The following is a 10,182-nucleotide window of genomic DNA, read 5'->3' as shown; positions in this document are numbered from 1 at the left end:
CCGCATTCCCCTTCCGCCGCCTCCGGCAGCTGCCTTAAGCATCAGAGGATAACCGCATTCTTTCGCGTGCCTTCTTGCTTCAGCCACAGTTTTAAGATCCTTCTCATAACCCGGAATGATCGAGACTCCGACTTCCTTGGCGACAATCTTTGACTTGATCTTGTCGCCCAGCGAGTCCATCATCTTTGCCGTCGGTCCAATGAATTCGATACCTTCCTGCTCGCAACGCTTGGCAAATTCAGGATTTTCCGACAAAAAGCCGTATCCTGGATGGATTGCATCTACGCCCTTTTTGATTGCCAGACTGATGATTTCCTCAATATTTAGATAAGCGTCAACAGGACTTCTGCCTTCACCGATGAGATAAGCCTCATCGGCTTTGCTTCTGAAGAGGGAGTATTTGTCTTCGTTGGAATATATCGCGACAGTCCTTACTCCCAGCTCATTACAAGCTCTAAATACCCTAATCGCGATTTCGCCTCTATTGGCTACCATCACTCTTTTAAAACTACTCATAAATTTCTTCCTCCATACTTCTTAGAACACTCGACTTTGTCAAAGGTACTAAGGGTTTTCTTAAAATTAAACCTTTTCAATAAATTTAATGCATTTATTATACTTTATTTTTTCTATTCTTCTTGCCATATTAACAATGTATACACGAATACTTATCACCGTCCCGAATATTCTCTTCCTCACCCAGAACATTATACAGAAGGGAGGAAATCACCCCTTTTATCCCATTAGGCCTGCCGAAACCCCTCCAGAAAATCGCCCAGACGGTCACAGGCAATTTTTAATTCCTCCATTTTAGGCAAATTTACTTCCCGATCTCATTGCCTATAGAAAATGCCGAGGCAATTTGTTTCCCTATCCAGCTGCTTTTCCCATGCTATTGAATACGTTCCATTACGTTTAGGAGCCACAAAGTAAATCAAACTCAAGAGAGAAATCCTATAAATATAAAAGAGCGCCAATCAGTCTATAAATCTGATTAGCGCCTTTAACTCATAGTTTTAACTTCATCCTAATTCCCGTACTACCTCATTTACACCTCGTCCAGTCCAGCTACCTTAATGCGAGAATCTAATGGGCTTACAAATCAATAGTTTTTATCAGCGTAACCTACCCAGCCGCCTTCTTTAACAAGTGTTTTGTCAAATTCGCCGACTTTAAAATCTAGTTCGTCTGATTGGTCTGATGAAGTTACAATAATCTTATCGTTATCCATGTCAATAGTTATGGAAGTATCTTTTCCAGCGTAGTTCTCAAAAAGATATTCCATCTTTTCTGATGGTAATTCTATAGCAAACATACCACAATTATACATGTTCTGTCTGAATATTCTTGCGAAGCTCTCGGCTATCACTACATTGATTCCATTTACTTCTAACGCCCAGGGAGCATGCTCTCTGGAAGAACCACAACCAAAATTTGCTCTTGTGACAAGCACAGCTTTGTCTTTAATATCCTCAATGCCAAATCCATTAAGAGACAAATCTTCCAATAGATAGGGTTTCAAGGCCTCTTTGGTGATTTCGGTAAGATATTTTGCCGGAATAATTTCATCGGTATTGATGTCACTTCGATCCAAGAATAAGACGTTTCCATTAAATTTTTTCATCTTTCCCTCCGATACTTACGCTTTATAAACTTTAGAATTTGTTATTTTTCCTGAAATTGCTGAAGCTGCAGCAGTAGCAGGGCTCATCAGATGAACGGTACCGCCTTTTCCCATTCTGCCATTAAAATTTCGGTTGGTTGTAGAAGCACAGGCTTCACCATTAGCAAGAACCCCATTACTCATACCCAGACAAGCTCCACAAGTTGGGTTTGTCACGCAAAAACCGGAATTCTGGAAAATTTCAATGATGCCTTCTTTTAAAGCCATTGAAAAGATAGCTGGCGTTGCAGGGCTTACAATGGCCCGCACGTCATCACTTATTTTTTTATCCTTAAGGATACTTGCAGCAATTCTCAAATCTTCGATACGACCATTGGTACAACTTCCTATATAAACCTGGTCAATTTTTGCACCTGACATTTCATTAACTGTTTTTACCTGATCTGGTTTGTACCCGAAAGTAACCATCGGTTCTAAGGTGGTAACATCGTATTCATAGACTTTTTCATAGGAAGCATCTGCATCCGAAATCCATTTTGAGTATTCCAGTAAAGCGTCTTCTTTTGAGTTGAATTCGTCTTTAATGAATTCCCATAGGTATTCGACAGTTGTCATATCCGGATAACATATTCCACAGGTGCCTCCGGCTTCAATGGCCATATTACATAATGTCATACGTGATTCCATGGACATTGTATCAATAACCGGTCCTGTAAATTCTATGACCATGTTTGTTGCACCGTTTACAGTCAGTTCTTTAATAATAAAAAGTATCAGGTCTTTGGCATAAACTCCCGGTTGTAAGTTGCCATTAAGCACAATTTTAATGGTTTTTGGAAAATGGAAGGCACAGACACCTTTGAGTATCCCCACTTCAAGGTCCGTCGTACCGACACCTGCTGCAAAAGCCCCAAAGGCTCCATGAGTACAGGTGTGGGAATCCCCCATGATCACGGTATAACCGGGTCTCACAAATCCTTTTTCTGGAAAAATTGCATGGCAGACACCATTTCTCCCAATGTCAAAAAAGTCTTGGATATTATGCCTTTTAGCCCAATCACGGAGTATCTTACCCTGTTCAGCGGTTTTAGAATCTTTGGCAGGTGTTACATGGTCTATGACAGCTTTTATTTTCGTGGGATCAAAGACTCTGTCCATTCCCCTGGCCATAAGATCCGTGATGGCAATCGGTGTGGTAATTTCGTGACAGAAAACCCTATCCAATTTTAAGACATGCGTATTTGGAAACGGCATGTTTACCCTGTGTGCATCAAATATTTTCTCGGCGATTGTTTTTCCCATTTTAATCTCCTTATTCTTTTTATCAATCTCAAAATTTGTGTTTACATTAAAAGCTTTTACCCCATTTTATAAGGTAACAATGTTTTTTAAATTGCTTCAATAATTAATCCTCCCTAATTTATTAATTCATTTATTTCCATCCTACTCCAATTCTTGCTATAATGGTAATGCCTATTTTTCATGATATTCATAACCGGAGGTTATATTATGTTGAATACAGAACTCTATAAGGTTTTTTATTTCACCGCTATGTATCAGAGCATTTCTGAAGCTGCAAAAATTCTCTATATTAGCCAGCCAGCCATCAGCAAATCGATTAAAAAATTGGAAGCCTTAACTGGTTGTACCCTTTTTATCAGAAATTCTCGAGGTGTCACCCTTACAACAGAGGGTCAGATTCTTTATGATTACGTGAAAAGTGCCTTTGAAACCCTGAACAATGGAGAAATGATGCTTGAAAAACTTAAAAAGAGGACTGAGGGCATTGTCAAAGTGGGCATAAGTAATACGCTTTGCAGGTACTTCTTTTTACCTCATCTGGAAGCATTTCATTATCTATATCCAGGCATCCGAATTCAAATTATCAATCGGCCTTCACCGGATACATTGAAACTTTTAGAACAAGGGCAGCTTGATTTTGGAATTATCAGTATTCCCATGGACAAGGGCAACATGGAGTATATCGAGTTAATGGCCATTCAAGATATCTTTGTGGCAGGCAGAAAATATGACATCCCGAAAAGTGCTCTCCGACTGGAGAATCTTCTAAGTTATCCACTTCTCATGTTAGAGGATAAGAATCTGTCAAGGATCCATATCGACGACTATTTTGAGGCCAATCATCTTAGCTTTACACCTGAAATTGAGATTAGCAGTATGGATATTTTAATTGAATTTGCCAAAATCGGGTTGGGGATTGCCTCTGTGATCAAAAACTTTGTTTCTGAGGAACTGGCTTTAGGTATACTGAAGGAAGTTCCGGTCTCCCCTGCCATACCGGAACGTAAAATAGGGATTGCGCTGAAAAAGAATATTCCGGTATCTATGGCTTCGCAGTCCTTTATAGAATTTTTGAAGGAACAAGGGAAATAGATTTATAACCTTCATTGGTTAAATTGAATGAAAGAAAAGCAGTAGAAGGAATAACCAATATTCTATTCATCCTATAATGAGGGAACTATTTAATCGCAAATAATTGAAAAAGCCGAGCATACCAAATCAGGTAACTCGGCTTTTGTAGGTTCTACAAAACGTTAACTTATACATTATCCTTACCTATCTTGTCGGCCAAGCTTCTTTTCAAATCTGAAAATACTTCTTCGTGCGTATAGCGCACATTGGTTGATTTTGCTTCCAATTCTGCTTCTTTTAATTTATAGTAAATTTCACCTTCAAATAGCTTGCGTTCATAGGCTTCAATGCTCATTACTACCATATCACCATAACCATTTTTAGTTAAAAAAACTGGCTCTGATGTTTCATGCACAATCTTTGAAATTTCTGCGAAGTTATTTCGCAGGTCCGAAACTGGTCTAATCTGCGGCATAATATTCACCTCCATAATGATCTTAGCGTAATTTTATCATAATTATGCTAAGATTTCAATATGGCAAGATACATTGGCTCTAGTGCGGTGGGCGGAAGTGCCCCGGCATTTGACCGGATTGCATTTGACCTATCAACCAGCTTGCACCGAAGTATAAACAAACAAGTACGATTACTACAATAATAATCACTATTGTAGCTTTTTTGTTTTTCATTGCTTTTCCCCTCCTATAAGTATGCGAGGGCTTCACGAACGGTCAGCCGGGATGCCCGATTTGCGGGTGCCAAGGTGGCCAACGCTGCGCCAAGAATAACCACGATTATCCAAATGGCAACTCCCGATACCGAGATCTGGAAAGGCATTTTTACAGGCATAGGCATATTATCGACCATCGCTGCCGTGAGAAGAGGAACAGGAATAGCCGCGATCACGCAACTTACCACAGCTATAAAGATGCCTTCGAGAATGACGAGGCGGCGCACAGTGGAGGCGGATGCCCCAATTGCGCTCATCACGCCGAACTCACGGGTCCGTTCAAGCACATTGGTGCTCATCGCCCCGGACAGTCCGGCAAACCCAACTACACCTATTGCAATGGAGAGTCCCAGGAAAACATAGATGAGGGGGGCCATGTGGCCGGCATCGGCAGCTTCGGAACGGCTGACAGACGTAGAAGATCGCACTACGATTCCCGCATCTGTAAGGACATTGGCGACGGCTTGAGCCACGGCTGTCCGGGTCGCCTCATCATGGTTATCGGTCACGATTCGGAGCAGATTGGGCTGGCTCACACCGGTAACAGCCTTAAAACCTTCTTCGGTTATGAAGATGCCTCCGCCATGTCCTCCAGAATCGGCAATGCCGACAACCTGCCAACTGGTGGGACGTCCGTCGATTGCCAGTTGAATTGTGTCTCCATAATTGACGCCGGGCAGGTTTTTTGTGAGCATATCCCGGCTGACCACAACGGTGCCTGCTTCGCCCGAACGCAGCCAGCGTCCTTCCGGGAGGGGTGGCGGATCTATGAGCGAGCTATTCGGTGGGACGACGGTTACGGCTATGCTGCCGTGCCCCTGGTCGGGATAGGTGCGTGTAATGTTGATCTGTTGTCCTGATGGTATGAAGCTGGTCTTGACGTTGCTCAATCCCTCAACGAAGGCTACGTTAGGGATTTTTTCCACCAGGCTTGTCAATGTGCCTGCCGGGACCTGATCGATAACAGCAATTCGCACCTCGACGTCCCAATTGCGTGACTCCTTGTTTTGTTCTAAATATGCCTGGAAGCCAACCATGGTGGACATTCCTGCAACGAACACGGCGCCGGCGCTGGCCAGGAGCCCGACGGTCAGCAGAAACCGGGCCCGTCGCCGGAAAATGTTACGGAATGCCATAAGTACTATGCGGTTAAGTCCCCGCAGCCAGCCAAGTCCGGCATCAAAGCGTGCCGAGGTTTCCTTGCGGCGTTCAACGCCTCGATAGTCGAGGGCCTCCCGGACTGTCATACGGCTGGTCTTTACAAGCGAAGCCAGAGAGAATAAAAGCGGCGTACCGACACCAGCAGCAATAACCACCACATACATCCACAATGGAGCTGTGAAGCTCACGACATCTATGCCCAGCAACGTAAGAATGATAGGAGCAAAAGCGCGGCTAATGAAGATACCAGGGACAAAAGCAAGGGCGGTAGACGTGACGGCTATCACCAGCGTCATCAGCAGGTACAACTGCAGCACCCGGCTGGATTTCGCACCGATGGCCTTCATAATACCAATCTGAGGAATTTGCTGGGTAAACAGCCCATTGAGCATGGTGGCAACAAGGATCGCGCTGAGTAACAAGCCGGCTACGCCAAAGGCAAGAAGTCCCAGCAGAACCGAGTCCATCTGTGCTTGGTGAGGATGAGCATAAGGCGTTGGAACTTGAATCTCATGGACGTCCACGCCATAGGTTTGCTGCAGCCAGCCGGCAAGATCCCGTGCTTCAGCTACAATAACATCCCGGTTACGGCTTGGTACAGTTTGTCCCGGCTGATCGGCGACCTGGATCTTAAGAGCGTCAAGAGTAACGGGTACTCCCAAGACAGGCAGCGATGCTGTGGTAATAAAGCCATGAGCTTTCTGCTCCTGTTCTGAAGGTGCCAGAGCCGGATAGTATACTACACCGCTGATACGAAGTGGTGTGGGTGTGCCATTTGGAGCCTGAACAACCACAACATCTCCAACCTCCAGATTCAGCAAATCAAGCGAGGTGCGATTAATCAGGATCTCCCCTGCAGTCGTTGGCCGACTGCCTTGCTCAACCTTAAAGGATTCTATGTTCATCGGGTCATCAGGTGCCGAGACGAAGATCTGAAGCGGGTTCGCCCCCCACCCGCCGTCTTCATTCTGTATCTGAAGTGTAAACTGGGTACGTACGGCAGCATCGATGATGCCGGGTTGCTTGCGGGCTTCGGCTGTAATGGCTGCCATCGCTTCAGCGCTCAGCCCAGGTTCAAAGAGAATCGATGCCGACGCCGGATTAGTACCCAGATAGGCGCTGGAAGTATCCCGGCTAGAGATGCCCCATGTATATAACACCCCACTGAACATTACCAGCGTAATACTCAAGGCCAGGACCATCAGCACGATTCGCTCCCAAGTCCCTCGCATATCCCTGAGCAGCTTTACGAACAACAGCCGTGTCATGACCTCACCTCCTCTGACTTCAGATGATCCGCTTGCATCTGGACCTCATCGGCAATGCGGCCGTCCATCAACACCACCTGCCGCCTGATGGAACGCATGATATCCAGCTCATGGGTCACCATGAGGATGGTGCGCCCTTCGGCATTCAAGTCGGTGAACAGCTTCATAACTGCCTCGCCGGTCACCGAGTCGAGATTGCCCGTCGGCTCGTCTGCCAGCAGGATCGGCGGATCGTTGGCCAGCGCCCGGGCAATGGCCGCTCTTTGTTGTTCTCCACCTGACAGGGTGGTAGGCAACTTGTTGGCCTTATCCCTGATACCGACCCTATCCAAAAGATCCAGAGCTTTGGATTGACGTTCAGTCGCAGGAACGATCCTTGCGAAGTCCATGGGCAGCATTACGTTCTCGACTACCGTCAAGGTCGGAAGCAACTGAAAAAACTGGAAAACCAGGCCGATTGTCCGACCTCTCCATTCCGCAAGCTGTGACTCCGACAGCGAATGCAGCTGTGTACCGGCAACTGTGATCCCTCCAACCGTAGGCCGGTCTATGCCCGCCAGGAGGTTCATCAGCGTCGTCTTGCCGCTGCCGGATTTGCCAACCACGGCGACAAACTCGCCCTCCCGGATCTGCAGGTTGATGTCTTGAAGTGCGGTGAAAGGTTGAGATGAGGACTCGTAGGTCTTGACGACTTGATGCAGGTCGATTAATGGTTTTTTGTCTGCTAACTGTCCAAATTTATTCATTGCCTTTTCTCCCTTCTGAGATATAACTGTAGTTCAGATGACAATGATATGTTTCTTCATCTGTTCTAAACAAATAATACAGGGCGAAGATAAAACGCTGATAAAAAGAAATAAATATTTGTAAAGCAACTATAAAGAATTATGAAGTGCTGAATAATAAGATCAACTATAAAAGTAAAAGGGGCAACCCCTAAAGTTTAAACCTTTCAGAGTAAGCCCCTTGTACTTTTGATATTTCATTTAATGTATCTATTTAATTGTACCAATTTTTCTACACTGCAAGCGGAAGGGTAAACCGGATTCCCAATCCTCCATAATCTGAACGAAACGCACAAATTTCGCCGCCATGATGTTCAATAATGGATTTGCAGCTTGCCAAGCCAAGCCCTGTCCCACCACTGCTACTTTGCCTTGACTTATCAATAGTAAAAAACTTTAGAAACAAGGAAGACAATTCATTATCCTGCACTCCTACGCCGTTGTCCTCTACTTGATAATTTGCATAGTATCCACTCGTATAGCCGCTCATATAGACTTTCAGATCTTTCTTTTCACCATATCTTACGGCATTGCTGAAAATATTTCCGAAAACACGGCGTATCAAATGTTCATTTATCATTATGAGCTGGTTTGCACTGAAAGAATGTTCCCAGTTCAATTCATAATCAAGTCCGGATAATTCGATTTCATATTCTGCAGCGATGTTTTCAAATAGTTTCAATACTTCTATGGGTTTCATTTCTATCGTTTCTAAATCAAGTTCATCTTTGGTAAACGCAGAAAAACTGCTGATCAGTTCTGCCATATACTTTGATTTCTTTAGGATAAGCTCATAATATTCCTGTTTTTCCTTTTCGGAAAGTTTTTTCTGCATCACCAGCAGTTCCACAAATCCATTTATGGTAGTCAATGGAGTCTTCAGATCGTGAGCTATGGCTGCAATCATATCAATCTGCTCCTTGTGTGCCTGATGAAGCCTTTCCTCCATCTCATTAAAATGATTGTACAGTTCTCCGATTTCATCCTTCCTTTTTGAGGATAAGGAGGTAATAGTACGCCCTAAATTTACGCTTTTAAGCCTTATATTAAGTATCTGAATCGGTTTTGTAATATTATAATGAAAATACATTGTTAAAATAGCAAATATTAGGCCTGCTACAACAAACAAAAAAAGAAGCATTTGCACATGTTCCGAACCTGACAATGTAGGCTTTTCATGTTCTATAAGTGTAATTAGATATAAAGCACCGCAAAGGATAATCAACAGGAACGTCAGCAAAAACAGTAAAGGAAGTTTGATTTTCAGCTTCATATTCATTCCTTCCCTTCAATATATTTATATCCAACACCCCATATCGTTTTAATAAAATCATGCTGACTGCCAAGTAAAGTGGTCCCCATGTCAAGGACATTTGAAAAAAAACCACTTATTAAAAATTAATATTTCATGTATCTTCTCATTATAGGAGGAGATATGACACCTAAAGCACCGGATGACATATCCTCAAAGGATAATATTCCGGTGCTTTAAATATTGTAGCATATCTGTTTTTTAGATGGATAATTATTTCATGAAGTCGCTTGATGCGTTTAAAGAATTCCCCCAAACCTCTCTTCATAGTACATAGACATGAATGTCCTCCTACAAAGCCCTTCAATTAAATTGACCTTACTTTGTCAACGCATCAATAATCAATCCAGCCTGACTTTTCAATGATTCTACTAGATTAATCTTTTCAATGTTAAATTATTGCAAATAATAAACGTTTGCTATGTCGGCTTTTCGGTTCAAAAAAAGAGCATTACGCCCTAAGCCCTTTGATATCTTCAACAAAAGCACACTGGTTATCACACCCAGCGGAAAACGTAAGCCAGTAAACGATCGGGCAAAGAAAAAGCCACCCCTTTCGAGATGACCTTCGTTTCCAAATAGTTTTTTTGTCACATACTTTAGGTGAAATCCGACAAGCCCTTGCGCTCCTGCTTTAGGCCTTCGGTAAGTATCAGCGCCTTTTTCCAGGTTTTTTCTGTTTCATATTTAAGAAACTCGCACAAGGAATTTAGTTCCTCGACTTCATCATACTTCTGCAAGCACTCATAGTACATCCTCTTATCCTCGTCGTAGACAATAAGGGGCGGATGGTCATGGGTCATGAGAAAATAGTTCAAGAGAGTCCTGCCTACTCTGCCATTGCCGTCTGCGAAAGGATGAATGTACTCAAACCGGGCGTGAAGATAGGCGGCAGCTTTCAAAACATTCCCGCCGTCGTATGAATTCAT

The 10,182-nt window shown here is 43.6% G+C and carries 10 protein-coding genes; 1 reads left to right on the top strand and 9 read right to left on the bottom strand.

Annotation, left to right across the window (positions count from 1 at the left end):
- The 3 genes from JL57_RS04450 to JL57_RS04440 form a co-directional block, all read right to left on the bottom strand.
- Positions 1–516, bottom strand: a 516-nt coding sequence (locus JL57_RS04450) for a biotin carboxylase N-terminal domain-containing protein (protein ID WP_034140861.1), incomplete at its 3' end; no start/stop codon positions are given.
- Positions 517–1,102: 586 nt separating this feature from the next.
- Complete coding sequence (locus tag JL57_RS04445; RefSeq protein WP_034140860.1) at positions 1,103–1,624, bottom strand: 3-isopropylmalate dehydratase small subunit 2; 522 nt, start codon at positions 1,622–1,624, stop codon at positions 1,103–1,105.
- Between the two features lie 15 nt (positions 1,625–1,639).
- Positions 1,640–2,926, bottom strand: coding sequence for a 3-isopropylmalate dehydratase large subunit (locus tag JL57_RS04440; RefSeq protein WP_034140859.1), 1,287 nt, complete (start codon positions 2,924–2,926; stop codon positions 1,640–1,642).
- A gap of 207 nt (positions 2,927–3,133) precedes the next feature.
- On the opposite strand from JL57_RS04440, the gene JL57_RS04435 reads away from it, so the two are divergent.
- Positions 3,134–4,018: a LysR family transcriptional regulator gene (locus tag JL57_RS04435; RefSeq protein ID WP_034140858.1), complete on the top strand. Its 885-nt coding sequence runs from the start codon at positions 3,134–3,136 to the stop codon at positions 4,016–4,018.
- A gap of 166 nt (positions 4,019–4,184) precedes the next feature.
- Here JL57_RS04435 and JL57_RS04430 read toward each other — a convergent pair whose 3' ends face one another.
- The 6 genes from JL57_RS04430 to JL57_RS04410 all read right to left on the bottom strand — a co-directional run.
- Positions 4,185–4,472, bottom strand: a complete 288-nt coding sequence (locus tag JL57_RS04430; protein WP_034140857.1) for a type II toxin-antitoxin system Phd/YefM family antitoxin — start codon at positions 4,470–4,472, stop codon at positions 4,185–4,187.
- Positions 4,473–4,551: 79 nt separating this feature from the next.
- Positions 4,552–4,686, bottom strand: coding sequence for a hypothetical protein (locus JL57_RS33475; protein ID WP_291299699.1), 135 nt, complete (start codon positions 4,684–4,686; stop codon positions 4,552–4,554).
- A gap of 13 nt (positions 4,687–4,699) precedes the next feature.
- Positions 4,700–7,156 carry an FtsX-like permease family protein gene (locus JL57_RS04425; RefSeq protein ID WP_034140856.1) on the bottom strand — a complete coding sequence of 819 codons (2,457 nt, stop codon included), beginning with the start codon at positions 7,154–7,156 and terminating at the stop codon, positions 4,700–4,702.
- Complete coding sequence (locus JL57_RS04420; RefSeq protein WP_045691576.1) at positions 7,153–7,902, bottom strand: ABC transporter ATP-binding protein; 750 nt, start codon at positions 7,900–7,902, stop codon at positions 7,153–7,155. The genes JL57_RS04425 and JL57_RS04420 overlap by 4 nt, the downstream gene beginning before the upstream one ends.
- A gap of 271 nt (positions 7,903–8,173) precedes the next feature.
- Positions 8,174–9,214 carry a cell wall metabolism sensor histidine kinase WalK gene (locus tag JL57_RS04415; protein ID WP_034140855.1) on the bottom strand — a complete coding sequence of 347 codons (1,041 nt, stop codon included), beginning with the start codon at positions 9,212–9,214 and terminating at the stop codon, positions 8,174–8,176.
- A gap of 638 nt (positions 9,215–9,852) precedes the next feature.
- Positions 9,853–10,182, bottom strand: a 330-nt coding sequence (locus JL57_RS04410; RefSeq protein ID WP_034140854.1) for a Fic family protein, incomplete at its 5' end; no start/stop codon positions are given.

It is taken from the genome of Desulfosporosinus sp. BICA1-9 (genome assembly GCF_000802135.1).
The sequence above is the reverse complement of the archived record's forward strand: the minus strand, read 5'-3'. Positions and strand labels throughout refer to the sequence as shown.